Origin of the sequence: Janthinobacterium sp. SUN033, from assembly GCF_030397595.1 — a bacterium.
Lineage (GTDB): Bacteria > Pseudomonadota > Gammaproteobacteria > Burkholderiales > Burkholderiaceae_D > Janthinobacterium > Janthinobacterium kumbetense.
In genome coordinates this window covers 172,660-198,760 of sequence record NZ_JAPQNV010000002.1, presented here as the reverse complement: position 1 = coordinate 198,760, position 26,101 = coordinate 172,660, and the positions used below count along the sequence as shown (strand labels likewise).

At 62.9% G+C, this 26,101-nt stretch carries 20 protein-coding genes; 19 read left to right on the top strand and 1 reads right to left on the bottom strand.

Annotation, left to right across the window (positions count from 1 at the left end; translation table 11 throughout):
- Positions 1–232: 232 nt before the first annotated feature.
- The 19 genes from OX460_RS09520 to OX460_RS09430 all read left to right on the top strand — a co-directional run bounded on the left by OX460_RS09520 (position 233) and on the right by OX460_RS09430 (position 25,272).
- On the top strand, positions 233–3,085 hold the full coding sequence (locus OX460_RS09520) for a 2-oxoglutarate dehydrogenase E1 component (protein WP_034789088.1): 2,853 nt from the start codon (positions 233–235) through the stop codon (positions 3,083–3,085).
- A 117-nt stretch (positions 3,086–3,202) separates the two neighbouring features.
- Entirely contained in the window at positions 3,203–4,459 is a 1,257-nt protein-coding gene (gene odhB / locus OX460_RS09515) for a 2-oxoglutarate dehydrogenase complex dihydrolipoyllysine-residue succinyltransferase (RefSeq protein ID WP_230542174.1), read from the top strand.
- Positions 4,460–4,553: 94 nt separating this feature from the next.
- Positions 4,554–4,931, top strand: a complete 378-nt coding sequence (locus tag OX460_RS09510) for a PspC domain-containing protein (protein WP_077407361.1) — start codon at positions 4,554–4,556, stop codon at positions 4,929–4,931.
- Entirely contained in the window at positions 4,921–6,351 is a 1,431-nt protein-coding gene (gene lpdA / locus OX460_RS09505) for a dihydrolipoyl dehydrogenase (protein WP_034752057.1), read from the top strand. Before OX460_RS09510 ends, lpdA begins: the two co-directional genes overlap by 11 nt.
- A gap of 70 nt (positions 6,352–6,421) precedes the next feature.
- Positions 6,422–7,519, top strand: a complete 1,098-nt coding sequence (zapE, locus tag OX460_RS09500) for a cell division protein ZapE (protein WP_099667077.1) — start codon at positions 6,422–6,424, stop codon at positions 7,517–7,519.
- Positions 7,520–7,538: 19 nt separating this feature from the next.
- The gene (locus OX460_RS09495; protein ID WP_289898513.1) at positions 7,539–8,261 is read left to right on the top strand and encodes a hypothetical protein; all 723 of its coding nucleotides are present in this window, start codon (positions 7,539–7,541) and stop codon (positions 8,259–8,261) included.
- A gap of 138 nt (positions 8,262–8,399) precedes the next feature.
- On the top strand, positions 8,400–8,600 hold the full coding sequence (locus OX460_RS09490) for a DUF465 domain-containing protein (protein ID WP_034752051.1): 201 nt from the start codon (positions 8,400–8,402) through the stop codon (positions 8,598–8,600).
- A 94-nt stretch (positions 8,601–8,694) separates the two neighbouring features.
- Entirely contained in the window at positions 8,695–10,698 is a 2,004-nt protein-coding gene (locus OX460_RS09485) for an ATP-dependent DNA helicase (protein WP_289898888.1), read from the top strand.
- 283 nt (positions 10,699–10,981) lie between these two features.
- A complete protein-coding gene (locus OX460_RS09480; protein ID WP_035820738.1) occupies positions 10,982–11,587 on the top strand; it encodes a toll/interleukin-1 receptor domain-containing protein in 606 nt (201 codons plus the stop codon).
- Between the two features lie 19 nt (positions 11,588–11,606).
- Positions 11,607–14,087: a tetratricopeptide repeat protein gene (locus tag OX460_RS09475; RefSeq protein ID WP_289898512.1), complete on the top strand. Its 2,481-nt coding sequence runs from the start codon at positions 11,607–11,609 to the stop codon at positions 14,085–14,087.
- A 94-nt stretch (positions 14,088–14,181) separates the two neighbouring features.
- The gene (surE, locus tag OX460_RS09470; protein WP_289898511.1) at positions 14,182–14,919 is read left to right on the top strand and encodes a 5'/3'-nucleotidase SurE; all 738 of its coding nucleotides are present in this window, start codon (positions 14,182–14,184) and stop codon (positions 14,917–14,919) included.
- A gap of 22 nt (positions 14,920–14,941) precedes the next feature.
- Complete coding sequence (locus OX460_RS09465) at positions 14,942–15,832, top strand: protein-L-isoaspartate(D-aspartate) O-methyltransferase (protein ID WP_289898510.1); 891 nt, start codon at positions 14,942–14,944, stop codon at positions 15,830–15,832.
- A 42-nt stretch (positions 15,833–15,874) separates the two neighbouring features.
- Positions 15,875–16,792: a peptidoglycan DD-metalloendopeptidase family protein gene (locus OX460_RS09460; RefSeq protein ID WP_077407338.1), complete on the top strand. Its 918-nt coding sequence runs from the start codon at positions 15,875–15,877 to the stop codon at positions 16,790–16,792.
- An 8-nt stretch (positions 16,793–16,800) separates the two neighbouring features.
- On the top strand, positions 16,801–17,832 hold the full coding sequence (gene rpoS / locus OX460_RS09455; RefSeq protein WP_077407335.1) for an RNA polymerase sigma factor RpoS: 1,032 nt from the start codon (positions 16,801–16,803) through the stop codon (positions 17,830–17,832).
- A 239-nt stretch (positions 17,833–18,071) separates the two neighbouring features.
- Positions 18,072–19,412, top strand: coding sequence for a 23S rRNA (uracil(1939)-C(5))-methyltransferase RlmD (gene rlmD / locus OX460_RS09450; protein WP_099667081.1), 1,341 nt, complete (start codon positions 18,072–18,074; stop codon positions 19,410–19,412).
- A 448-nt stretch (positions 19,413–19,860) separates the two neighbouring features.
- Positions 19,861–21,825, top strand: a complete 1,965-nt coding sequence (locus OX460_RS09445; RefSeq protein ID WP_289898509.1) for a glycosyl hydrolase family 18 protein — start codon at positions 19,861–19,863, stop codon at positions 21,823–21,825.
- Positions 21,826–21,903: 78 nt separating this feature from the next.
- Positions 21,904–22,953 carry a cupin-like domain-containing protein gene (locus OX460_RS09440; protein WP_289898508.1) on the top strand — a complete coding sequence of 350 codons (1,050 nt, stop codon included), beginning with the start codon at positions 21,904–21,906 and terminating at the stop codon, positions 22,951–22,953.
- A 299-nt stretch (positions 22,954–23,252) separates the two neighbouring features.
- Positions 23,253–24,398: a cyclopropane fatty acyl phospholipid synthase gene (gene cfa, locus OX460_RS09435; protein WP_099667083.1), complete on the top strand. Its 1,146-nt coding sequence runs from the start codon at positions 23,253–23,255 to the stop codon at positions 24,396–24,398.
- Positions 24,399–24,426: 28 nt separating this feature from the next.
- On the top strand, positions 24,427–25,272 hold the full coding sequence (locus tag OX460_RS09430; protein ID WP_289898507.1) for a LysR family transcriptional regulator: 846 nt from the start codon (positions 24,427–24,429) through the stop codon (positions 25,270–25,272).
- Positions 25,273–25,339: 67 nt separating this feature from the next.
- Here OX460_RS09430 and OX460_RS09425 read toward each other — a convergent pair whose 3' ends face one another.
- Positions 25,340–26,026, bottom strand: a complete 687-nt coding sequence (locus tag OX460_RS09425; protein ID WP_034752039.1) for a Bax inhibitor-1/YccA family protein — start codon at positions 26,024–26,026, stop codon at positions 25,340–25,342.
- Positions 26,027–26,101 lie beyond the last annotated feature (75 nt).

The window sequence follows — 26,101 nt, the reverse complement described above, 5'->3', positions numbered from 1 at the left end:
CCGGGAAAATCAACAACACAGCTTACATTTGCTTGCCAAATAAAATTCAACTAGCGGTTGTTGCGTTACAATACCGCGTGCTATTCTAAATGACGGTATGCAGAATGCTGGTGCAATAAAAAAGCCCTTCCCCACAACTTGATGTGCAATCCGCTAACCGGTCAGGCCGTGTCGCGGAAGGTTAGATTAACCCGCTAATTCCTCGCGAAGCGCGAAGAAAGGTGAGCAATATATGCAGCAATTAACGACCAACTCCTACCTGTTCGGTGGGAATGCTCCGTACGTGGAAGACCTGTACGAGGCGTATCTGAACAACCCAGGCTCGGTACCCGATAACTGGCGTTCCTACTTCGACGCAATGCAGCACGTGCCTGCCGTCGATGGCACCAACAAGCCTGACGTGGCGCATGCCTCCGTCGTCGCCTCGTTCGCCGAGCGCGCAAAAGCTGGTCCTATCCGCACCGTGACCGCTTCCTTCGATGCTGAAATGGGCCGCAAGCGCGTCGCCGCCACGCAACTGATCGCCGCTTATCGCTATCTCGGTTCGCACTGGGCCAACCTGGATCCGCTGCAACGCCAGGAACGTCCGATGATCCCGGAACTGGAGCCGAGCTTCTACGGTTTCACCGATGCGGACATGGACACCGTGTTCAACATCAGCAATACCTATTTTGGCCCCGAGACCGCCACCCTGCGCGATCTGCTGAACTATCTGCGCGATACCTACACGCGTTCGATCGGCGCCGAATTCATGTACATCTCCGACCCGGCCGAAAAGCGCTGGCTGCAGGAGAAACTGGAAGCGATCCGCTCCACCCCGAATTTCACCCCAGAGAAAAAAATCCACATCCTCGACCGCCTGACCGCGGCTGAAGGCCTGGAACGCTATCTGCACACCCGCTACGTGGGTCAGAAGCGCTTCTCCCTGGAAGGCGGCGAAACCTTCATCGCCTCGATGGATGAAACCATCCAGCGCGCCGGCGAAAAAGGCGTGCAGGAAATCGTGATCGGCATGGCCCACCGCGGCCGCCTGAACGTGCTGGTGAACACCCTGGGCAAGGCGCCGCAGGAACTGTTCGAAGAATTCGAAGGCAAGCATGGCGACGACCTGCCTGCCGGCGACGTGAAGTACCATCAAGGCTTCTCGTCGGACATCTCCACCGCAGGCGGCCCGGTCCACCTGTCGCTGGCGTTCAACCCGTCGCACCTGGAAATCGTCAACCCTGTGGTCGAAGGTTCCGTCAAGGCCCGCATGGATCGCCGCGGCGACGCGCAGGGCGCGCAAGTGCTGCCTATCCTGGTGCACGGCGATGCCGCTTTCGCCGGCCAGGGCGTGGTCATGGAAACGCTGAATCTGGCGCAAACCCGTGGCTACCATACCGGCGGCACGGTGCATATCGTGATCAACAACCAGATCGGTTTCACCACCTCGGATCCGCGCGATGCCCGCTCGACCCTGTACTGCTCGGACGTCGTCAAGATGATCGAAGCACCGGTCCTGCACATCAACGCCGATGATCCGGAAGCCGTGGTGCTGGCGACGCAGATCGCGCTCGACTATCGCATGGAATTCAAGAAGGACATCGTCCTCGACATCATCTGCTACCGCAAGCTGGGCCACAACGAGCAAGATACGCCGGCACTGACGCAGCCACTGATGTACAAGAAGATCGGCCAGCATCCAGGCACCCGCAAGCTGTACGCGGACAAGCTGGTCGCGCAAGGCGTGATTCCTGCCGATGGTGGCGACAAGATGGTGGCCGCTTTCCGCGACGCCATGGACGCCGGCAAGCACACCGTCGATCCGGTCATCTCGAACTTCAAGAACAAGTACGCCGTCGACTGGCTGCCGTTCCTGAACAAGAAATGGACCGATTCGGCCGACACCGCCGTGCCGATGACGGAACTGAAACGCCTGGCTACCCGCATCACCACCGTGCCGGAAGACTTCAAGGTTCACTCGCTGGTTGAAAAAGTACTGGGCGACCGCGGCACCATGGGCCGTGGCGAAATGAACCTGGACTGGGGCATGGGCGAACACCTGGCCTACGCTTCGCTGGTATCGTCCGGCTATGCCATCCGCCTGACGGGCCAGGATGCTGGCCGCGGCACCTTCGTGCACCGCCACGCCGTCCTGCATGACCAAAACCGCGAGCGTTGGGATGCAGGTACCTACATTCCGCTGCAAAACGTGTCGGACAACCAGGCGCCGTTCACCGTCATCGACTCGGTGCTGTCCGAAGAAGCCGTATTGGCCTTCGAATACGGCTACTCGACCGCTGAACCGAACACCCTGACGATCTGGGAAGCCCAGTTCGGCGACTTCGCCAACGGCGCGCAAGTGGTGATCGACCAATTCATCAGCTCCGGCGAAGTGAAGTGGGGCCGCGCTTCGGGCCTGGTCATGATGCTGCCGCACGGTTACGAAGGCCAGGGCCCTGAGCACTCGTCCGCGCGTCCGGAACGCTTCCTGCAGCTGTGCGCAGACAACAACATGCAAGTGGTGCAGCCGACGACGGCTTCGCAGATCTTCCATTTGCTGCGCCGCCAGATGGTGCGCCAGTTCCGCAAGCCGCTGGTCATCCTGACGCCGAAGTCGCTGTTGCGCAACAAGGATGCCGGTTCGCCGCTGACCGACCTGGCCAAGGGCGGTTTCCAGACCGTCATCGGCGAAGTCGACGACAAAATCGACGCCAAGAAAGTCAAGCGCGTGGTCGCCTGCTCGGGCAAGGTCTACTACGACCTGGTCAACGCACGCAAGACACGCGGCCAGACCGACACGGCCATCGTGCGCCTGGAACAGCTGTATCCGTTCCCGCACAAGTCGTTCGCTGCTGAACTGAAGAAGTTCCCGAACCTGGTCGAAGTCGTCTGGGCGCAGGACGAGCCGCAAAACCAGGGCGCCTGGTTCCAGATCCAGCACAACATCTTCGAAGGCCTGGAATCGGGTCAGCGTCTGGCTTACGCCGGCCGTCCTGCTTCGGCGTCGCCTGCTGTCGGTTACTATGACAAGCACTACGCCCAGCAAAAAGATCTGCTGGAAACGGCATTCTCGAAGCTGAAGGGTTTTATCCTGACCAAGTAAGTGGCAGGATGACGGGTGCCGTGCGTATGCATGGCGCCTGTTCGCATACATCGTGACGGAGCGCCGCCCTTGCTACGCAGGGGCGGCGCCGCAATAACAAAATAAACGGAGTTTTACATGGCACAAATCGAAGTCAAAGTTCCCCAGTTGTCGGAATCGGTTGCAGAAGCGACCCTGCTGGCATGGCACAAGAAAGTCGGCGAAGCAGTTGCGCGCGACGAAAACATGATCGATATCGAAACCGATAAAGTGGTGCTGGAACTGCCGGCGCCAGCCGCTGGCGTGATCGTTCAAATTATCAAGGCTGACGGCGCTACCGTCGTCGCCGGCGAAGTCATCGCCATCATCGACACCGACGGCTCGGCCAAGGTCAGCCCGATGGAAGTGTCGGCCGTGCCTGCACCAGCCCTGGCTGCCGCCGCACAAGACGCCGCTACCGCGTCCGCGCCAGCCGCTGCGACCAAAGGCGATGTCGCCATGCCTGCCGCCGCCAAGATCCTGTCCGAAAAAGGCCTGTCCGCTGGCGACGTCGCCGGTTCGGGCAAAGACGGCCGCGTGACCAAGGGCGACGCCCTGGCCGCTTCCGCCAAGCCAGCTGTCGCGCCACTGGCGCCAGCCGCTGCCAAGCCAGCGCTGCAACAAGTTGCCACGCCGTCGGCCGCCAGCCTGGGCGACCGCCCTGAAGAGCGCGTGCCGATGAGCCGCCTGCGCGCACGTATCGCCGAGCGCCTGCTGCAATCGCAATCGACGAACGCCATCCTGACCACGTTCAATGAAGTGAACATGCAGCCGGTCATCGACCTGCGCAACAAGTACAAGGACAAGTTCGAGAAAGAGCACGGCGTCAAGCTGGGCTTCATGTCCTTCTTCGTCAAGGCCGCCGTCGCCGCGCTGAAAAAGTACCCGATCATCAATGCCTCCGTTGACGGCAACGACATCGTCTACCACGGCTACTTCGACATCGGTATCGCCGTCGGTTCGCCACGCGGCCTGGTCGTGCCTATCATCCGCAACGCGGACCAGCTGTCGATCGCCGACATCGAGAAAAAAATCGGTGAATTCGGCGCGAAAGCCAAGGAAGGCAAGCTGACCCTGGACGACCTGACGGGCGGCACGTTCTCGATCTCGAACGGCGGCACCTTCGGCTCCATGCTGTCGACCCCGATCATCAACCCGCCGCAATCGGCCATCCTGGGCGTGCATGCGACCAAGGACCGCGCAGTTGTCGAAAACGGCCAGATCGTGGTGCGTCCGATGAACTACCTGGCCATGTCCTACGACCACCGCATCATCGACGGCCGCGAAGCCGTCCTGGGCCTGGTGGCGATGAAAGAAGCGCTGGAAGATCCTGCACGCCTGCTGCTGGACCTGTAAGCACTGTAGTCCCCCGGCGTAGCCGCCGGGGCAATGTAGCTGATACCCCTTGCCAGAAGACGCAGCTGGCTGATCTCAATGAAAGAGGATTCCCATGAACGTCTCTGAAGAAATCAAGCGTCTGCACGAGTTGCACCTGGCAGGTGCCCTGAGCGACGCGGAATTCGCGCAAGCGAAAGCCAAGCTCCTGAGCAATATCAACCTGGACAAGCCGGACAACGCGTCCGGTGCCGCTTCCGGCCCCGCGAACGACCTGGTGCAGGAATTCAACCGCCTGCGCCGGTCGCGCAACGACCGCTGGCTCGGCGGCGTGTGCGGCGGCCTGGGTCGCGCTTCCGGCATGGAAGCGTGGATCTGGCGCCTCGTCTTCGTCCTGTTTACATTGACCTTCGGCTTTGGCGTGGTGATTTACCTTCTATTGTGGATTTTCGTACCAGACGAAGAGATTGGAATAACAAAACATGAGTACTAAACAATTTGACGTAGTTGTCATCGGTGCGGGCCCTGGCGGCTACATCGCCGCCATCCGCGCAGCGCAGCTGGGCTTTTCCGTCGCTTGCGTCGACGAGTGGTCGAACGCCAAGGGCGGCGCCGCTCCAGGCGGTACCTGCACCAACGTCGGCTGCATCCCGTCGAAAGCGCTGCTGCAATCGTCCGAGCATTTCGAACACGCGGGCCACAGCTTCGCCGAGCACGGCATCGACGTCGCCGGCCTGAAGCTGAACCTGGGCCAGATGCTCAAGCGCAAAGACACCGTCGTCAAGCAAAACAACGACGGCATCCTGTACCTGTTCAAGAAGAACAAGATCGCCTTCTTCCACGGCCGCGCCGCTTTCGCCGCCGCCGCCGCTGGCACGTATGACATCAGCGTGACGGGCGAAGCCAACGAAACCCTGACGGCCAAGCACGTGGTCATCGCCACGGGTTCAAACGCGCGCGAACTGCCGGGCGCACCATTCGACGAGAAACTGATCCTGTCGAACACGGGCGCACTGGCCATCGACGCCGTACCAGCCAAGCTGGGCGTCATCGGTGCCGGCGTGATCGGCCTGGAAATGGGCAGCGTCTGGCGCCGCCTGGGTTCCGACGTCACCGTGCTGGAAGGCCTGCCGGTCTTCCTGGGCGCTGTGGACGAGCAGATCGCCAAGGAAGCGTCGAAGTTGTTCACCAAGCAAGGCTTGAAGATCAACCTCGGTTGCAAGATCGGTGCGATCACGCCAGGCAAGAAAGACGTCACCGTGGAATTCGTGGACGCCAAGGGCGAAGCGCAAAAAGCCGTGTTCGACAAGCTGATCATCTCGATCGGCCGTACGCCGAACACGAATGGCCTGGGTGCCGACAAGGTCGGCCTGCAGCTGGACGAGCGCGGCTTCATCGCCGTCGACGGCGACTGCAAGACCAACCTGCCGAACGTGTGGGCAGTGGGCGACGTCGTGCGCGGCCCGATGCTGGCGCACAAGGCGGAAGAAGAAGGCGTTGCCGTGGCCGAGCGTATCGCCGGCCAGCACGGTCACACCAACTTCAACACGATTCCCTGGGTGATCTACACCTCGCCGGAAATCGCGTGGGTCGGCAAGACCGAGCAAACCCTGAAGGCCGAAGGCATCGCCTACAAGGCCGGTACCTTCCCGTTCATGGCCAACGGCCGTGCGCGCGCGCTGGGCGACACCTCGGGCATGGTGAAATTCCTGGCCGATGCGACCACCGATGAAATCCTCGGCGTGCACATCGTCGGCCCGATGGCCTCCGAACTGATTTCCGAAGCCGTCGTGGCGATGGAATTCAAGGCCTCGGCCGAAGACATCGCGCGCATTTGCCACGCTCACCCATCCCTGTCGGAAGCGACCAAGGAAGCGGCACTGGCGGTCGACAAGCGCACGTTGAACTTTTAATTGTAGTTAGTCCTACGGGGGCGCTCGCGGATTTTTTCCGCCGGCGCCCCTGTGCGTTAAAGCGAATCCCATGAACGTAGAAGAGTTTTACCAGCACGCGCTGCAGAAGCGTGATTTCAAGGCCGATGCCGCCCAGCGGCGCGCGGTCGACCGCCTGCAGCTGTGCTATGACGAGTGGGTGGCCTACAAGGGCCAGCGCTCGAGCACCTTCAAGCGCCTGCTGAACCGTCCTGCCGTGCCGAAAGGCGTGTACATGTGGGGTGGGGTGGGGCGCGGCAAATCGTTCCTGATGGACAGTTTTTACTCGGTCGTGCCCCTGGTGCGCAAGACGCGCCTGCACTTCCACGAATTCATGCGCGGCGTGCATCAGCAGCTCGATGAATTGAAAGGCGTGGCCGACCCGCTCGACGAGGTGGCCAAGCGCATCGCCAAGAAATACCGTTTGATCTGTTTCGATGAATTCCACGTCTCCGACATCGCCGACGCGATGATCCTGTACAACCTGCTGTCGGCCCTGTTCGCCAACGGCGTGTCCTTCATCATGACCTCGAATTACGACCCGGACCTGCTGTATCCGGACGGCCTGCACCGCGACCGCATGCTGCCGACCATCGCGCTGCTCAAGGACAAGCTCGACGTGATGAACGTCGACGCGGGCGTCGATTACCGCGGCCGCGCGCTGGAGCAGGTGGAAAGTTACTACACGCCGCTCGGCGCCGAGACCGACAAGGCTTTGCGCGACGCTTACACGCGCATCGCCGAGACGGCAGACGAAGACGCGCGCATCCGCATCGAGAGCCGCGAAATCCATTGCCTGCGCCGCGCCGGCGGCATCATCTGGTTCGATTTCGCCACCCTGTGCGGCGGTCCCCGCTCGCAAAATGATTACCTGGAAATCGCCAGCCGCTTCCATACGGTGATATTGTCCGGCATACCGGCCATGTCGGCGGCGCAGTCGTCCGAGGCGCGCCGCTTTACCTGGCTGATCGACGTGTTTTATGACCAGAAGGTCAAGCTGATCATGTCGGCCGAAGTGGCGCCTGATGAGCTGTACACGAACGGCATGCTGGCCAACGAGTTTCACCGCACCGTTTCGCGTATCATCGAGATGCAATCGCGCGAATACATGGAAAAAGAACAGCGCGGCGCGGCCGACGCGATCGTTTGAGGCAGGGATAAGGAACATGATGGCAAATACACTATACAAGCTGGGTGCGGCGCTGGGCCTGGTCCTGGCGTTGTCCGCCTGCGCGCACCAGGGTGCCGCGGCGTTGGATGAGGTCGGCGCGCCGCAGGTGCCCGCCACCTTGTCGGTGGACGAGGCGGACGCCAAGCTGAAGCTGGTCGCCAGCGAGCGCGCGGCAGCGGAAGACGAGTTTGCCACGCGCGAACTGGAGTGCTACGACAAGTTTTTCGTGAATAACTGCCTGGACAAGGCCAAGGAAAAGCGCCGCCTGATCCTCGTGCGCCTGCGCGCCGTCGAAGCGGAAGCGAATTACTTCAAGCGCGCCGAGTCCGTGCGTTTGCGCGATATCGACCTGGCCCGGACGCAGGAAAGTGCGCGCCTGGACGCCGAACAGCGTGCCGCGGCCTTGCCCAAGCCCGTGAAAGTGGTCGCGCCCGAGCCGGCGCCGCCCAAGCCGGAAGGCAAGAGCGTGGCCGAGCGCGAGGCTGAGCACGCGGCGAAGGTGGCGAAACAGGCCGCCGCCGCCGCTGCCGATGCCCCGCGCCGCGCCGCCCGCGAAGCAGCCTATTCGAAAAAACAGGCTGACGCCGTGGCGCGCCAGAAACGGGTGGCGCAACGCCTGGCCGAGCGTCAGGCCGAAGCGCAGGCCAAGGCTGCCAAGGCGGCCGCCGCTGCCAGCACGCCGGCCGTTGCTGTACCTGTGCCTGTGCCGCCGGCCAAATAACGCTGCCGCGCAGGGGGCAGGCCGGAAAGGGCGTGCCCTAAGCCGCGCGGCAGGTTAAACTACGCCCACTGGCTGCCTGCGTACGCTGCGCGCGCCGGTTTCCCAACACCGTTACCAACACTGCCTGGAACGCAACACATGAGCGATGCACAGCAAATAGAGCGGCGCCTGATTGAACTCAACGTGGAACACCGCGACCTCGATGCCGTCATCGAGTTGCTGATACTCGATGGCCACCATGACGAGCTGCAACTGCGCCGCCTGAAAAAACGCAAATTGCAATTGAAGGATCACATCACCTTGCTGAAAATGCAGTTGGTGCCCGACGTTCCCGCCTGAGGGGCGCCAGCAGCGTCCAGTCCAGCCTTCACCTAAGTATATTTTGACCGATCACAATTTATTGCCCGCAAGCCCAGATGGCCAGCCTGCCGATCTGCCAGCCAGTCTGCACGCCGAGTTCCAGGCGCCGCCTGGCAAGCACGATGCCGACATCGAGCGCCTGTTTGGCGCCGGCGGCCCGCTCGGTCCGGCCGTGGGCAGCTACAAGCCGCGCCGCTCGCAAACGGAAATGGCGAAAGCCATCGCCAGCGCCATCGACAGCCAGACGACCCTGATCGCCGAGGCGGGCACGGGCACGGGCAAGACCTTCGCCTACCTGGTGCCGGCCCTGATGTGGGGCGGCAAGACCATTGTGTCCACCGGTACCAAAAACTTGCAGGATCAGCTATTCCTGCGCGATATCCCCACCGTGCGCGCCGCGCTGCAGGCGCCCGTGTCCGTCGCCTTGCTGAAGGGGCGCTCGAACTATGTCTGCCACTATCACCTGGAACGCACCCTGCAAAACGGGCGCATGACGTCGCGCGACGACGTGGGCCACCTGCGCGAAATTTCGCGCTTCATCAAGATGACCAGCTCGGGCGACAAGGCCGAGCTGACCAAGGTGCCGGAAAACGCCATGATCTGGAATCTGGTGACGTCCACGCGCGACACCTGCATGGGCGCCGAGTGCCAGTATTACCAGGATTGCTTCGTCATGAAGGCCCGCAAGGAAGCCCAGCAGGCCGACGTGGTGGTGGTCAACCACCACTTGTTCTTTGCCGACGTGGCCCTGAAGGATACGGGCGTGGCGGAATTGCTGCCATCGGCCAACACCATCATCTTCGATGAGGCGCACCAGCTGCCCGACACGGCCACTTTGTTCTTTGGCAATACGGTGTCGACGTCGCAAATCCTGGAACTGTGCCGCGACGTGCTGGCCGAGGGCCTCGCGCATGCGCGCGGCATCGACTGGGCCAAGACCGTCACGGTGGTGGAAAAGGCGGCGCGCGACCTGCGCCTGACCTTCCCGCAGGATATCGTGCGCCTGTCCTTGCCGCAGATCGCCCCCTCGAGCGACTTTTTCCCCGCGCTCGACACCCTCAAGGATGAGCTCGACGGCATGGTCGCCGTGCTGGAAACCCAGGCGGAACGGGCGGAAACGCTGGAGCAGTGCCGCGTGCGCGGCGTCGAACTGGCGCAGCAGCTGAGCGGCTGGAAGTTCGATCCGAAGGCCAAGGTTGCGGCCGGCGAAGAAGCCGTATTCTGGGTGGAAGCGTTTTCCAGCTCCTTGCAATTACATAAAACACCATTGTCGATCGCGCCCATCTTCAACAACCAGCGCGAAGGCACGCCGCGCAGCTGGATTTTCACGTCCGCCACCCTGGCCGTGAAAAACGACTTCAAGCATTTTTCTGAACAGATGGGTTTGACGGGCGAACCGTCGCATACGTGGCCGAGCCCGTTCGACTATGGCCAGCAAGGCTTGCTGTTCGTGCCGCAAAACCTGCCGCAACCGAATTCGCTGGGCTACACGGACGCCGTCATCGACTGCGCCTTGCCCATCATCGAGGCGGCGGGCGGGCGCACTTTCTTCCTGTGCACCACCTTGCGCGCCGTCAAGCGCGCGGCCGAGCGCCTGGCCGACGAATTCAAGCAGCGGGGCCTGAACTTCCCCCTGTTCGTGCAGGGAGAAAAGGGCCGTACGGAATTGCTGGACCAGTTCCGCGCGGCCGGCAATGGCGTGCTGATCGGCAGCCAGAGTTTCTGGGAAGGCGTCGATGTGCGCGGCGACGCGCTGTCGCTCGTGATCATCGACAAGCTGCCGTTCGCGCCGCCCGACGATCCCGTGCTGGCGGCGCGCATCGAAGTGATGGAAAAGCAGGGCAAGAACGGCTTCATGCACCATTCGCTGCCGGAAGCCATCATCAACCTGAAGCAGGGCGCGGGCCGGCTGATCCGTGACGAGGGCGACCGGGGCGTGCTGATGATCTGCGATCCGCGCCTCATTTCCAAACCGTACGGCAAGCGCATCTGGCAAAGCCTGCCGCCATTCAAGCGCACGCGCGACACCGCCGAAGTGGTGGAGTTCTTCCGCAACCTGCCCGCCAGGGGCGCTTAAGTCCTCGCTTAAGTCCTGCCTGCCGGCGCCATCCGCGCGCCGGCATATTTCCCTTTGTTATCAATCACATGGCGTTTTTCGCGCGGCGCCCGCTTGCGCGTCTGGCATGCCAGGAATCGGCGCGATCGCGCCAGTTTCTGGCATTTTTCCTCATGTCCAGGACGCCAGACACATCTTTGCGCCAGCGCAAACAGGCTTGTTGCCGAGCGGTCTACAGTGAGCTCATGCCTTGCAGGGTCAAGGCGCGGCGATGGCAGGGCCGCACGGGGAACAGGGGGATGCCATGGAGATCCGCTACGGCTGTTTCTTGAGCTACGCGCACGGCCAATATGCGTTCATGAACAAGTTCAAGAATGACCTCATCGAGGCGTTGGCTTGCTATCTGGAACCGCACCTGGACCGCGAGGAAGTCCTGTTCATCGACAGCGAGCAACTGGGGGGCGGCGACGATATCGACTTGCGCGTGGCGCGCGCCATGTGCCAGAGCGTGTGCATGATCGTGCTGTACACGCCCAAATATGAAGCGCACGGCTACACGCGGCGCGAATTTGCCGCCATGCAACTGATCGAGCAGGAGCGGCGCGCCTGGTACGACTTGCCCAGCCACCTGATCATTCCCATCATCATGACGCGCCATCCGGACGGCTTGCCGCCGCAAATCACGGAATCGGGGCTGTACGTGGATTTTTCCGGCTATACCCTGGCCAGCGGCGACCTGAAATCGAATCCGCAATACCTGCCCGACATCGAACGCATCGTGCAGCGCATCGCCACGCATTACCACTTGCTCAAGCGGTCAACACCGCCCGGCCACGATTGCAGCCGTTTCGTGTTGCCCGCTATTCCGCCGGAATGGCGCGCCATTCCGCCTCCCCACTTTCCACGTTAATCACGTAAAAGGTCCTGTCATGGAATGCCAACGCCTCTCCCTGCCGCCTTTGAGCGCCCCTGGCGAAGTCGTCACCTTCTACTCCTACAAGGGCGGTACCGGCCGCACCATGGCCCTGTCGAACATCGCCGTGCTGCTGGCGCGCCGCGAAAACGCCAGCGTGCCCGTGCTGATGCTGGACTGGGACATGGAAGCGCCGGGCCTGCACCATTATTTCGAACAGCACGAGGAGCGACCGGGCGTGCTCGAGTTCTTCGAGGCGTGCCGCCAGCAGCTCGAACGCATCAGCCTGGAAACGGCGGGCGCGCGCGCCGGCGCGCAGGCCAGGGGGCGGGAAGATGGGGGGCGCGAGGACGCGGCGCTGGCCCAGCGCGTGCTCGACGCCATCGACTGGCAGCAGTACGTGGTGCGCGTCGACCAGGGCAGTCCGCTGTACCTGATGCGCGCGGGGCGCTTCGACGCCAGCTACAGCGAGCGCCTGGCGCAGATGCGCTGGGATCAGCTGTTCGACAGTTGTCCGGCCCTGTTCCGCTGCTTCGCCGATACCCTGGCCCAGCATTTCCGTTACGTGCTGGTCGATTCGCGCACGGGCCGCACGGACAGCGCCGGCATCTGCACCACCTTGCTGCCGAAAAAGCTGGTGGTGGTCTTCACGCCGAACCGGCAAAGCCTGGAAGGCGTCGACGCGCTCGTCACGCGGGCCATCGAGTACCGCCGCAGCCATGAAGACGAACAGCGACCGCTGCTCGTGTACCCCTTGCCCTCGCGCATAGAAATGGGCGACGGGGCGCAGCGCGCCGAGTGGCGCCGCGGCGATGCGCACAAGGGCATCGCCGGCTTCCAGCCCATGTTCGAGCGCCTGCTGCGTACGTCGTACGGCTTGCCGCAGATCGCCCTCGACAGTTATTTCGACGAAGTCCAGCTGCAGCAGACGAAAACCTTTGCCTATGGCGAGCAATTGGCCGTGCGCATAGACCAGGGCGGCGACCGCTTTTCCCTCACGCGCACCTTCGAAGCCTTTTTGCACTGGCTGACGGGCGGCTACTTCCCATGGCAATCGAGCCGTGAAATCGCCTTGCTGGGCGCCATCAGCGAAGCGCGCCAGGCCTTGCAGGCCGAACCGGGCCGCGCCGTGGCCCTGCCGCTGGCGCGCGACCTGGCGCGCCTGGGCGAGCTGTACCGCAAGGATGGGCGCAGCGGGCAGGCGCTCGATGCCTTCCGCCAGAGCGTCGAGATCCGCGTGCGCCTGCTGGGCGAGGAACATCCCGACAGCCTGGCGTGCAAGAGCGGCATGGCGCGCCTGTTGCGCCAGCTGGGCAAGCTCGAGGAAGCCCGCTTCCTGGAAGAGGACGTGCTCGACGTGCGCGAACGGGTGCTGGGCAGCGAACATCCCGACACCCTGGCCGCCCGGGCCTGCCTGGCGAAAACCCTGTTGCTGCAGGGGGAGCTGGCGGCGGCGCTGCTGCTGCAGGACACGGTGCTGGCAAGCTACGCGCGCCAGCTGGGCGGCGAGCATCCGCTGACCCTGGAAGCAATGGATGGCCGCGCCGCCACCTTGCTGCGCATGGGCCGGCTGGCACAGGCGCAGCAAGTGCTGGCCACGGTGGTGGCGGGGCGCGAGCGCTTGTTTGGCGCCGAGCATGGCGATACCTTGCGCAGCAAGCTGGCCCTGGCGCAGGCGCTGGGGCGCGAAGGCGACCTGGAAGGCGCGCGGCGCCTGTTCGCTGCCGTGCTGCAGGCGCAGGAGCGGCGCCTGGGCAGCGACCATGCGGCCACCCTGGCCACGCGCGATTTGCTGGCCGACATCGTCGCCGGGCAGGGCGACTGGGCCGGCGCGCGCCAGTTGCATGAAGACCAGGTGGCGGCGCGCGAGCGCACGCACGGGCTCGATCATCCGGAAACCCTGATGAGCCAGCGCAAGCTGGCCGAGGCGCTGCTGCGGCGCGGTGAACTCGATGCGGCGCGCAGCGTGCAGGAGCAGGTGCTGGAAGTGCATGCGCGCCTGCTGGGCGAAGACCACCTCGATACCTTGCACAGCAAGACGCAACTGGCCGGCACCTTGCAGCAGCAGGGCGACAGCGCGGCGGCGCGCCTGCTGGAAGACGCCGTGCTCAGCGGCAGTGACCGGCTCTTGAACGCACCCGTCACGGGACATGCGGACAGCGTGCTGGACGGCGCGCGGCATTTGCAGGAAACCATCCTGGCCGGCCGCGCCAACGGGCACGAAGGGGCCGAGCCGGAGACCCTGGCCAGCATGATTTCTATGCTGCAAGGCATGATCGAGCGCGAACAGTATGCGCAGGCGGGCGAACTGGCCGAACATTTGAAGTCTTGCCTGCTGCGTCCGGGCGTGCCTGGCAAGCTGCGCAGGCGCGGCATGGCGCAGCTGAAAAGAATGTATAAATTGCAAGGCGATTTGAATGCCTTGCTGGCCTTGCAGGAGGATGAAGTGCAGGCGCTGGAAGGGGCGCTGTCCGAGGCGCGCATCGAGCAGCGCTGATGCGGCGCGCCATGTCCGCGCGGCGGCACAAATAATGCAGTCTATCGGCGTGCGGTACGCGCAGTGTTGGCATTGCTTCAGGTAAAATCTCGTTATGAGAATTCTTATCAGTAACGACGACGGCTACCTGGCGCCTGGCCTGGCGGCCCTGGTCGACGCGCTCGCCCCCATTGCCGACATCGTCGTGGTGGCGCCCGACAGCAACCGTTCGGGCGCTTCCAATTCGCTGTCCCTGGACCGGCCCTTGTCCGTGCACAAGGCCGCCAACGGCTTTTATTTTGTCAACGGCACGCCCACCGACTGCGTGCACGTGGCGCTGACGGGCATGCTGATCGAGCGCCCCGACCTAGTGGTCTCGGGCATCAACAACGGCCCCAACATGGGCGACGACACCCTGTATTCGGGCACCGTGGCCGCCGCCACGGAAGGTTTTCTGTTCGGCATTCCTGCCATCGCCTTTTCCCAGTCGCAGTTCGGCTGGGCCAACCTGGACGCGGCCGCCCGCGTGGCGAGGGAAATCGTCGAGCGCCAGTTTGACGCCCTGCAGAAACCGTATCTGCTGAACGTGAACATCCCGGCTATTCCTTACGAGCAAATGCAAGGCGTGGTGGCCACGCGCCTGGGCAAGCGCCATTCGGCCGAGCCCGTGATCCGCGCGCTCGACCCCCGCGGCCGTGAAATCTTCTGGATCGGCCCCGCCGGCGCCGCCAAGGAAGGCGGTCCGGGCACGGACTTCCATGCCGTTGAACATGGGCAAGTATCGATCACGCCGCTGCAGATCGACCTGACCCATACCACCCAACTCGATGCACTGGCAAAAGGCCTGGCATGACCGCTCACGATGACCGACAACCATGACCGATAAGCCGCGCACCTTCCCCCTGTCCCTCGATTCGCTGGCCGGCAAGCCCGCCAGGCAGGGCGGGGGACAGTCGCTGGCCCAGTCCAGGATCGCCACGCCGCAGACGGCCACGCAGAATGCGGCGCAAAACGCGGCGCGGGGCGTGGCGCAGCCGTATGGCGCGCACGCGGCCATCGCCCCGTCGCGGGCCCAGGCCATCGCCAATGAGCGGGCGCAGCCGGCGGCGGTGTCGCCGCCGCGGCAAAACCCGCTCGTTTCGGAGGCCGTGCGCCGTGCCATGGTGGCGCGCATCGCGAAACAGGGCGTCAAGGACCAGGTGGTGCTGGACGCCATGCAAGCCGTGCCGCGCCACATGTTCATGGACGAGGCGCTGGCGTCGCAGGCGTATATCGACGCCTCGCTGCCCATCGGCCACCACCAGACCATCTCGCAGCCGTACATCGTGGCGCGCATGATCGAAGTGATGCGCCAGGGCGGGGCGTTGCAGCGCGTGCTGGAAATCGGCACGGGCTGCGGTTACCAGGCGGCGGTGCTATCGCTGGTGGCGAAAGAGGTGTATTCGATCGAGCGCATCCGGCCCCTGCACGAGCTGGCGAAGGCGAATTTGCGTCCGCTGCGCGTGTCGAATCTGCGCTTGCAGTACGGAGATGGTATGCTTGGCCTGCCGCAGGCGGCGCCCTTCGACGGGATCATCCTTGCCGCAGCCGGCCTGGAAGTCCCGCAAGCCCTGCTGGAACAGCTGGCGCCCGGCGGGCGTCTGGTTGCGCCGGTGGGGGCTAAATTGCAACACTTACAACTCATTACCCGGGTGGGGAAAATGGAATGGACTAGCCAGACCCTGGAAGATTGCCATTTCGTACCTTTGCGCCCGGGCACCATATGATCCCCGGATCAGCTAGCAAGCAGGACATACAATTACATGCGAATGATTAAGAAAAGTAACATACTTCTATGTAGCATCACCTTGGCCGCGCTGTTGAGCGGTTGCGGCACGACGGGCGTCCAGGCGCCCGTCGTCGAGCGCCACCCCTCGAGCAGCAGCGCTGCCGCCAGCGATCCGCGCGACCGCGACCCGGCCTATTACACGGTCAAGCGTGGCGACACCCTGTTGCGCATCGCCCTCGAGCACGGGCAGAATTACCGCGACCTGGTGGCCTGGAATGACTTGAGCAACCCGAACGACATCAAGGTCGACCAGGTGCTGCGCGTGTTGCCGCCGAATGGCGACACGGGCGGCGCGCAAACGTCGGCCATCGTCATGCCGCCAGCGACGGAAGTCAAGCCGGCCGCGCCTGTCGTGCCGAAGAAAACGGGGCCGCGCGGCGAGAAGCGCGCATATTCCGACGCCACCCTGGCCGAATTGCGCGCCGATGGCGGCACGGGCGACGCCAAGCCTGCGCCAGCCCCGGCGGCAGCCGTCGCCGCCGCACCGGCCGCCGCCGCGGCAGCCCCTGCGGCATCGGCGCCTGGCGACGACAAGATCAGCTGGATGTGGCCTTCCGAAGGCAAGGTCATCGGTACTTTCGACGAAGGCAAGAACAAGGGCGTCGATATCGCCGGCAAGGCGGGCCAGCAAGTGGTGGCCGCCGGTGCGGGAAAAGTCATGTATGCCGGGAGCGGAATCCGTGGTTATGGTAATCTTGTCATCGTGAAGCACAGTAATAGTTTATTGTCGGCGTATGCGCATAACCGCAGCATCCTGGTGAAGGAAGGGCAGAACGTCAACAAAGGCCAGGCCATCGCCGAAATGGGCGATTCCGATGCCGACCGCGTGAAGCTGCACTTTGAAATTCGCCAGCAGGGCAAGCCTGTCGACCCTTCGAAATTCCTGCCTAACCGTTAGGTAAAGCAATGACACACGCGCCGCACGACCAGCTGGACGATGACCCGGAACTGCCGGAAGACGGGGCAGACGAAGTCGTGACGGACGATGCCGGCGAACTTGACGGCATCGATGCCGTCGACGCGGGCGAAGGCGGCGAGGTGGCCAGCGTCAGCGTGCTGGTCGAAAGTGTCGATGAATTGAAAAAAGTGCTGGCGGCCGAGCTGTCGACCGATACCACCCAGCACTATCTGAACCAGATCGGCACGCGGCCCCTGCTGACGGCGGCGCAAGAGGTGCACTACGCCACCCTCGCCAAGCAGGGCAATTTCGAAGCCCGGCAAACCATGATCGAGCACAACCTGCGCCTGGTCGTGTCGATCGCCAAGCATTACATCAACCGCGGCGTGGTCTTGCTCGACATGATAGAGGAAGGCAACATCGGCCTGATGCGGGCCATCGACAAGTTCGAGCCCGAGCGCGGTTTCCGTTTCTCTACCTACGCCACCTGGTGGATACGCCAGAGCATCGAGCGCGCCATCATGAACCAGGCGCGCACGGTGCGCCTGCCCGTGCACATGGTGCGCGAACTGAATCAAATTCTGCGCGGCAAGTACCACCTGGAAGCCCAGCACCACGATGGCAAGGATGCCACCGCGGAAGACATCGCCCACCTGGTGGGCCGTCCCGTGGAAGAGGTGCAGGATATCCTGGCCCTGTCCGAGCACGCCACCTCGCTCGACGCACCGCTCGACAACGACCCGCAATCGTCGCTGATGGACATGTTGCCCGGCGCCAGCGAAGACAGCCCCGACGCGCGCGCGGAACACCATGAAATGACGGTGCTGGTGCGCGACTGGCTGACCAAGCTGCCCGACAAGCAGCGCGTCGTCATCATGCGCCGTTTCGGCCTCGACAACGACGACCCCGCCACCCTGGAAACCCTGGCCGAGGAAATGGGCGTGACGCGCGAGCGGGTGCGCCAGATCCAGCAAGAAGCCTTGATCAAGCTCAAACGGGCTATGGCCGCACGCGGCGTCGTGCGCGACTCCCTACTGTAGCAAGTCTGATAAAACGCCCATGGCGGCGTTGCATGGCCTCGCCGTACTGGCGTACTGTCTTCGGCCACGCGCCTTGCCCTGCGCATTTTCTCAGGCTTGCTGCCCGGTGCGGGCTTGAGCGGCTTTTGCCTGTCGCGATCTGCTATCATACGCCCCGCTCGCGGCGCCTGACCTTTCCCCCATTCTTTCAAGTTCCAGCGCGGCCCTGCGTCCTGGCCCACTCTTACCTATTGATCGCTATGCAAGAAAATATCATCGAAATCAAATCGCTCGACATGGACGCCCGTGGCGTTGGCCATATTGAGAACGAAGACGGCTCGCCGGGCAAGGTCGTGTTTGTCGAAGGCGCGTTGCCGGGCGAGCGCGTCAGCTTTGTGACGTTCAAGAAAAAGAAGAACTGGGAAATGGCCCGCATGACGGCGCTGCACCGCGAATCGTCGATGCGCGTGACGCCCAAATGCAAGCATTTCGACAATTGCGGCGGCTGCTCGATGCAGCACCTGGAGCCGTCGGCGCAGGTGGCGATCAAGCAGCGCGTGCTGGAAGACAACTTGTGGCATATCGGCAAAGTGCGTCCGCAAAGCATCATGCGCCCGATGTATGGCCCGACGTGGGGTTACCGCTACCGCGCGCGCCTGTCCGTGCGCCACGTCAAGAAGAAAGACGCCGTGCTGGTGGGCTTCCATGAAAAGAAATCGGCGTTCGTGGCCGACATGGATAGCTGTGAAATCTTGCCGCCGCACATCTCCGCCATGCTGCTGCCGCTGCGTGGATTGATTGCTTCGCTGTCCATCTTCGACCAGATGCCGCAGATCGAGCTGGCCGTGGGCGAAGACGTCACCGCCATGGTCTTGCGAATCATGGCGCCCTTGACGGCGGATGACGAAACGAAATTGAAGGCCTTTGCCGACGAATACGGCGTGCAATGGTGGCTGCAGGTGAAAGGCCCGGAAACGGCCGTGCCGTTCTATCCGCTGGACAAGCAATTGCACTACCTGCTGCCGGAATTCGGCGTCAAGATGCCGTTCAAGCCCGTCGATTTTACCCAGGTGAACCACCACATCAACCGCGTGCTGGTGTCGAAAGCCTTGCGCCTGCTGGAAGTGCAGCCGACGGACCGCGTGGCCGACCTGTTCTGCGGCCTGGGCAATTTCACCTTGCCGCTGGCCACGCAAGGCAGCGAAGTGGTGGGCATCGAAGGCAGCACCACCCTGACGGAGCGGGCGCTGGAAAACGCGCTGGCCAATGGCCTGGCGGAAAAAACCTCGTTCTCCACGCGCAACCTGTTCGAAGTGACGACGGACGACCTGATCGCGCTGGGCAAGTTCGACCGCATCCTCGTCGACCCGCCGCGCGATGGCGCCATGGCCCTGTGCCAGGCGCTGGTCGGCCTGTCGCAAGTGCGTCCGGACCTGCTGCCGAAACGCATCGTGTATGTGTCGTGCAGCCCGTCCACCCTGGCGCGCGACGCCGGCATCCTGGCGCTGGAAGCCGGTTATGTGCTGAGCAAGGCGGGCGTGGTGAACATGTTCCCGCATACTTCGCACGTGGAATCGATGGCGGTGTTTGATTTGATCTGAGGGCACACCTGATAAAACGTCCATAGCTGCGTTGCCTTGCCTAGCCGTACTATTCGTACTGTCTTCGGCAAGGCGCCTTGCTCTGAACGTTTTTCAGGCGCACCGAGGCTATTCAGGGCGCTTGCACAAATTCTGCCTTTTCTCCTGACTCCACAGCAATACCACTTACAGCGTGTTATAAAACTGGTCTGTCTTTTCCTGATCCAGCGTCTTTTTTCATCCTTCCTCTGCCGTTTTTTTGCTTGTCCAGTAGGACAACGCGCCGTCCGTCTCCGCCGTGATGCTTTCTGCGTAAAGTGGTATTGCCCACTTTGAGGCCACTTCAAAACCACTTGACCGCCTATTTTTTCAGCAGCATGCTGTTCTTGCAACTGCAAAAAACAAAATCACAGGGTAGCTTTTTCATTGAAGCAGAGTGGTATTTCCGCAAACCTGAACAGGAGACAACGTGGAAAATTTAATACTCAAGAAAACGATCAGGAACATGATGGTATGTCTGGCCAGCGGTGGCGTGCTGGCGGCCTGCGGCGGCGGCGGTGACGCCGGCGCGCCGGCCGGTTCGCAATTGCTGGCGGCCAGCACGGTGGTCGCGTGCGTGCTGTGGCAAGAGGGCGGCACGTATAACGCGGGCACGGTGGTCACCTACCTGGGCGCCAACTACACGGCCCTGGTGACGCAGACCGATCACGTCGGCTCGGGTTGGAACCCCGTTTCCACGCCGAGCCTGTGGAGCGCCGGCGGCACGTGCGATGGCGGCACCACGCCAACTCCTACGCCGACACCGACCCCGACGCCCACGCCCACGCCGACACCGGCGCCTACGCCAAATCCAACGCCCACCCCGACGCCAACGCCAACCGGCGGCACGTGCGCGCTGGCGTGGGTGGCCGGCACGGCCTACAGCGCGGGCGCCACCGTCAGCTATGCGGGCACGAATTACCGCGCCAACTACTGGACGCAGGGCGATAATCCGTCGACCAGCAGCGGCGCCGCCGGCACGGGCAAGCCATGGACCAGCCTGGAGATCTGCAGCACCACGCCGACGCCAACCCCGACACCTACTCCGACGCCGACCCCGACGCCGACCCCAACGCCTACTCCAACACCGACGCCGACCCCGACCCCGACCCCAACGCCAACGCCAACGGGCCGCGAAGTCGGTTCCTATTTCGCCCAATGGGGCGTGTATGGCCGCGACTATGAAGTGGCGAACGTGCATACCAGCGGCGTGGCCGACAAGTTGACCTTCATCAACTACGCTTTCGGCAATATCTATCCGAAAAACGGCGGCTATGAATGCGCCATGATCACCAAGACGGAGCCGGGCGCGACGAATCCGAATTCGCCGGATGCGGGCACGGGCGGCGATGCCGAGGCCGACTATATCCGCACGCCGAAGCGCACCGTCGATGGCCAGGCCATCCCGTGGGATGCTCCCCTGTCGGGCAACTTCCTGCAGTTGAGAAAGCTCAAGGCGGCCCACCCGAACTTGAAACTGTTCATCTCGCTGGGCGGCTGGAGCTGGTCGAAGAACTTCTCCGTCGGTTCCGCCACGGATGCGCTGCGCAAGCAGATGGTGCGTTCCTGCATCGATATCTACATCAAGGGCAACCTGCCGGTGCAGGGCGGCCGGGGCGGCGTGGGTGCGGCGGCGAATATCTTTGACGGCATCGACATCGACTGGGAATATCCGGTCGGCGGCGGCCAGCCGTACAACACGGTCAGCCCGAACGATAAGCGCAATTTCACCTTGCTGATGGCGGAATTCCGTGCCCAGCTCGATGCGCTCGGCGCCGCCAACGGCAAGCGCTACCTGTTGACGGCAGCTGTCGGTGCCGGCAAGGACAAGATCGACAACACGGAACCGGCCCTGTACTCGCAGTACATGGATTGGATCAACCTGATGACCTACGACTTCCACGGCGGTTGGGAAAACAGCACCAACTTCAACGCCCAGCTGTTTGCCGACCCTGCCGATCCGTCGACAGGCATGGCGCGCGAATACGTGGGCGACAAGGCGGTGCAGTACATGATTGCCGCCGGCGTGCCGCGCGACAAGCTGCTGCTGGGCATACCGTTCTATGGCCGCGGCTGGACGGGCGTGGCGCCGGGACCGAATGGCGATGGCCTGTACCAGGCGGCCACGGGCACGGCGCCGGGCACCTACGAGTCAGGCATCGAGGACTATAAAATCCTCGTCGCCAAGTCCGGCACGCGCTACTACCATCCCGTGACCAAGCAGCTGTACCTGTACACGGGGGCGGGCGGCCAGTGGTGGAGCTATGACGATCCGACCGTCATCGGCACCAAGGTGAAATACGTCAAGGACCAGGGCTTGCGCGGCGCGTTCTCGTGGGAACTCGATGGCGACGCGAATGGCGTGCTGGCAACCGAGGTGTGGAAAGTGCGGTAATGTTGATGTAGCGTAAGACGCGGCCGGATAGCCATGCTGTCCGGCCGCTTATTCATATAAAAACACGGGAGGCGGGCGATGGCGGCGGTATCGACATTCGGAGTCAAGCAGAAGCAGCAGCAGGAGCAGGAGCAGGAGCTGAGCCGCGAGTGGCGCAGCTGGATCGCGGAAAACCTCATGCTGGGCAGCCATCCGTCGGCGCTGATGCCGGTGCTGCAGCAGGCCGGCATCGCGGCGCCCCTGGCGCGCCGCGAAATCGAGCTGGCGCTGCAGAGTCCCTACCTGGCCGGCGCCGTGCGCCTGTCGAACCGCCTGGCCAAGCGCGACTGGGTGATCGACATCCAGCGCAAGCTGAACCACCTGCGCACCCCCGAGATTCCCCGCCGCGACAAGCTGTCCGCGCAGGAATTCCTGGACGAATACTATTCCACCAACCAGCCCGTCATCATCACGGGCATGATGGATGACTGGCCCGCCATAGCGAAATGGAGTCCCGCGTATTTCCGCGAGCATTACGCGCAGCGCGAAGTGGAAGTGCAGTTTGGCCGCGAAGCGGATGCCCAGTATGAAATGAACAGCGTGGCGCACAAGCGCAAGATGGCGTTCGGCGAGTACGCCAGCCTGGTCGAGACCAGCGGCGCGACCAACGATTTCTACATGACGGCGAATAACAATTCGCAGAACCGCCAAGCCTTGCGCGAGCTGTGGGACGATATCGGCCAGCTGCCCGAATACCTGGAGCAGGGTGGCGGGCCTACAGGTTTCCTGTGGTTCGGCCCGGCCGGCACGGTGACGCCGTTCCACCACGACCTGACGAACAACTTCATGGCCCAGGTCAAGGGGCGCAAGCGGCTACGCATCATGGCCGCCTGCGAGGTGGCGCGCGTGTACAACCAGCGCCACTGCTTTACGCCCGTCGACGGGCGCGACATCGACCTGCGGCGCTATCCGCTGATGGCCGACGTGCAAGTGCGCGAATGCGTGCTGGCGCCGGGCGAGATCCTGTTCCTGCCCGTCGGCTGCTGGCATTTCGTCGAAGCGCTCGACGTATCGATGACGGTGGCGTTTACCAATTTCAGATGGGACAACGATTTTTACAGCAAGTACCCATCGAATCACGACTTTTGATCGTGGCGCCGCATGGCGCGAACCTGCCGCGAACAGCCGCCTTACGGGCGGCTTTTTGCACGTTACGGGGCCATACTTGTATAAAATATTTCCATAAAATAATTGATTCAAATCATTTTGCAGCAATTATTTTGATATGAATGACCATGATGTTTCATTATCCAGATGGCGATGGCGGGCGGATAATTTTATGGCTGGCGCGGCGCCGGGCCGCTGATGGGGTTTGCCGGCGCGCGCCAGCACCGACAACCATCTGGAGGCGGCAGGGCATGAACACGCAGCACACGACACAAGCAGCAATGCAGTTGCAGCAAACACCGAAAATCACCGTGGACACGCGGCTGACGCGCGAAGCGGCTGAATTGCTGGCGAAGGCCGACATTCATTTGAATGGCCGCGCCGCCTGGGACATGCAGCTGCGCAAACCGGGCGTGCCGGAGCGCGCCTTCGCCAGCGGCAACCTGGGCCTGGGCGAAGCGTACATGGACGGCGACTGGGATGCGCAGCAGCTCGATGAATTCTTTTGCCATTTGCTGCGCGCCAGGGTGGCCGACGATGTGCGCCCCATGCGCCTGGCCTTTCACGCCCTGTACGCGCGCCTGTTCAACTTGCAGACGGAGCGCCGCGCCTGGATGGTGGGCAAGGAACACTATGACCTGGGCAATGCCTTCTATGCGGCCATGCTCGATCCGCGCATGACCTATACGTGCGGCTACTGGAAGGATGCCGGCAACCTGGCCGAGGCGCAGGAAGCGAAGCTCGATTTGATCTGCCGCAAGCTCGGGCTGGAACCCGGCATGCGCGTGCTCGACATCGGCTGCGGCTGGGGCAGTTTCATGCGCTATGCGGCGGAAAAATACCAGGTGCAGTGCGTGGGTGTGACGATCTCGAAAGAGCAGGCCGCGTATGCGCGCGGCATGCCGGGCGGCGAGCGCCTGGACTTCCGCCTGCAGGATTACCGCGACACCGATGAAAAATTCGACCGCATCGTCAGCATCGGCATGTTCGAGCACGTGGGCCACAAGAACCACCGCACCTTCATGGAAGTGGCGCACCGCTGCCTGGAAGACGATGGCCTGTTCCTGCTGCACACGATCGGCAAGAACAAGCGCCATTCCACCTGCGACCCGTGGATCGACAAATACATCTTCCCGAACGGCGACTTGCCGTCGCTGGGCCAGATCGGCGACGCCATGGACGATTTGTTTGTGGCCGAAGACTTGCACAACTTCGGCGCCGACTATGACAAGACCCTGATGGCCTGGCATGCGAATTTCGAGCAGGCGTGGCCCCGCTTTGCCGCCCAGTTGGGCGAGCGCTTCCACCGCATGTGGTCATACTATCTGCTGTCCTGCGCGGGCGCCTTCCGCGCGCGTGATTTGCAGCTGTGGCAATGGGTCTTGTCGAAACAGGGCGTATTGGGCGGCTATGAGCGTGTCAGTTGAGATGCGCGGCAACTGATATGATGGATTGATGGATATCAATCAAGCGCGTACCTTCCTGGAAGTGGCTTCCTGCGGCAGCTTCATCATGGCCGCCGAACGCATGCACGTGACGCAGACGGCCGTCAGCGCCCGCATCCGTACCCTGGAGCAGCAGTTGGGGCGCCAATTGTTCGTGCGCAACAAGGCGGGCGCGCGCCTGACGCCGGCCGGCGAGCGCTTCATGCGCCACGCGGCCACCATGGTGCAGGTGTGGGAGCGGGCGCGCCACCAGGTGGCCTTGCCGCCGGGGCGCGACGACGCCGTCAGCATCGGCTGCGAGTTGAGCTTGTGGCAGCCGTTGCTCGGCGACTGGCTGATACGCATGAGCCGCGACTGCCCCGAGATCGCCTTGCGCGCGGAAGTCGACAGTCCCGCGCGCCTGCTCGACGCCGTGCACGACGGCTCGCTCGACCTGGCCGTGCTGTACAACCCGCCCCAGCGTCCGGGCCTGGCCAGCGAATTGCTGGCCGAGGAAAAGCTGGTGATGGTGACCACGCGCGATGACGGCGAGATGCAGGCCGATACGTATGTGTACGTGGACTGGGGCCCCAGTTTCGCCGCCAATCACCAGGCTGCGTATCCGGAGCTGAGCAGCCCGCCCATCTCGATCTCGCTGGGGCCGCTGGCGCTTGTGTATCTGCTCGACGTGGGCGGCGCCAGTTACTTCCGTATCGGCAGCGCGCAACCCTATCTCGATGCGGGCCTCCTGTTTCGCGTGCGCGACGCGCCCGAGTTCTCGCATTCCGCCTACGCCGTGTATGCGGCCCAACGCGACAACCCGACCCTGGACCGCGCCCGCGCCTGCCTGCTGGAGGTGGCGGAAAAGGGCAAATAGATGCGACAGACGTAAAAAAGCCGACCCGAAGGTCGGCTTTCATTTTTCATGCGCATAAGCGCAGTGCTTAGTCGCGGCTGCCGCCAGCGAAGCCCAGCAAGGAGAGCAGGCTGGTGAAGATGTTGTACACGTCCAGGTAGATGCGCAGGGTGGCCGAGATGTAGTTGGTCTCGCCGCCGTTGATGATTTGCTGCACGTCATACAGGATGTAAGCCGAGAAGATGGCGATGGCGACCATGGAGATCACGATCGACAGTGCCGACAGGCCCAGGAAGATGTTCGCCACCGATGCCAGGATCAGCACGATCACGCCGGCGAACAGCCACTTGCCCATGGCCGAGAAGTCGCGCTTCGAGACCGTGGCGATGGTCGCCATCACGGCCAGGATGGTGGCCGTGCCGCCGAATGCCGTCATGATCAGCATGCCGCCGTTCGAATAGCCCAGGGTGCGCGTCAGGATAGGCGTGAGCATCAGGCCCATGAAGAAGGTAAAGCCCAGCAGGACGGCGACGCCCAGGCCCGAGTTCTTGGTCTTTTCAATCGCGTACATGAAGCCGAATGCGACGGCCATGAAGATGATGAAACCCATGCCGCCGGTCAGCATCGGCAAATGCATCTGCACGCCGATGAAGGCGCCCAGCACGGTCGGGATCATGGACAGTGCCAGCAGCCAGTAAGTGTTGCGCAAGACCTGATGGCGGACTTGCTGCATGCCCCCCGACAGGTCAAAGGTGCGTTGCATGTTCTGATTCATAGTGCCTCCGTGTTGTCAATTCAAATTACTGCTTTGCCCAAGGATAGCATGAGGGCCGGAATTTGCCAAAAAAGC

Coding starts and splice junctions, on each gene's coding strand:
- OX460_RS09425 (WP_034752039.1), bottom strand. CDS start 26,026: ATGAATCAGAACATGCAACGCACCTTTGACCTGTCGGGGGGCATGCAG.
- OX460_RS09475 (WP_289898512.1), top strand. CDS start 11,607: ATGGAATGCCAACGCCTCTCCCTGCCGCCTTTGAGCGCCCCTGGCGAA.
- rlmD (WP_099667081.1), top strand. CDS start 18,072: ATGCAAGAAAATATCATCGAAATCAAATCGCTCGACATGGACGCCCGT.
- surE (WP_289898511.1), top strand. CDS start 14,182: ATGAGAATTCTTATCAGTAACGACGACGGCTACCTGGCGCCTGGCCTG.
- odhB (WP_230542174.1), top strand. CDS start 3,203: ATGGCACAAATCGAAGTCAAAGTTCCCCAGTTGTCGGAATCGGTTGCA.
- OX460_RS09460 (WP_077407338.1), top strand. CDS start 15,875: ATGATTAAGAAAAGTAACATACTTCTATGTAGCATCACCTTGGCCGCG.
- OX460_RS09440 (WP_289898508.1), top strand. CDS start 21,904: ATGGCGGCGGTATCGACATTCGGAGTCAAGCAGAAGCAGCAGCAGGAG.
- OX460_RS09480 (WP_035820738.1), top strand. CDS start 10,982: ATGGAGATCCGCTACGGCTGTTTCTTGAGCTACGCGCACGGCCAATAT.
- rpoS (WP_077407335.1), top strand. CDS start 16,801: ATGACACACGCGCCGCACGACCAGCTGGACGATGACCCGGAACTGCCG.
- OX460_RS09495 (WP_289898513.1), top strand. CDS start 7,539: ATGGCAAATACACTATACAAGCTGGGTGCGGCGCTGGGCCTGGTCCTG.
- OX460_RS09465 (WP_289898510.1), top strand. CDS start 14,942: ATGACCGATAAGCCGCGCACCTTCCCCCTGTCCCTCGATTCGCTGGCC.
- OX460_RS09510 (WP_077407361.1), top strand. CDS start 4,554: ATGAACGTCTCTGAAGAAATCAAGCGTCTGCACGAGTTGCACCTGGCA.
- zapE (WP_099667077.1), top strand. CDS start 6,422: ATGAACGTAGAAGAGTTTTACCAGCACGCGCTGCAGAAGCGTGATTTC.
- OX460_RS09490 (WP_034752051.1), top strand. CDS start 8,400: ATGAGCGATGCACAGCAAATAGAGCGGCGCCTGATTGAACTCAACGTG.
- lpdA (WP_034752057.1), top strand. CDS start 4,921: ATGAGTACTAAACAATTTGACGTAGTTGTCATCGGTGCGGGCCCTGGC.
- cfa (WP_099667083.1), top strand. CDS start 23,253: ATGCAGTTGCAGCAAACACCGAAAATCACCGTGGACACGCGGCTGACG.
- OX460_RS09430 (WP_289898507.1), top strand. CDS start 24,427: ATGGATATCAATCAAGCGCGTACCTTCCTGGAAGTGGCTTCCTGCGGC.
- OX460_RS09520 (WP_034789088.1), top strand. CDS start 233: ATGCAGCAATTAACGACCAACTCCTACCTGTTCGGTGGGAATGCTCCG.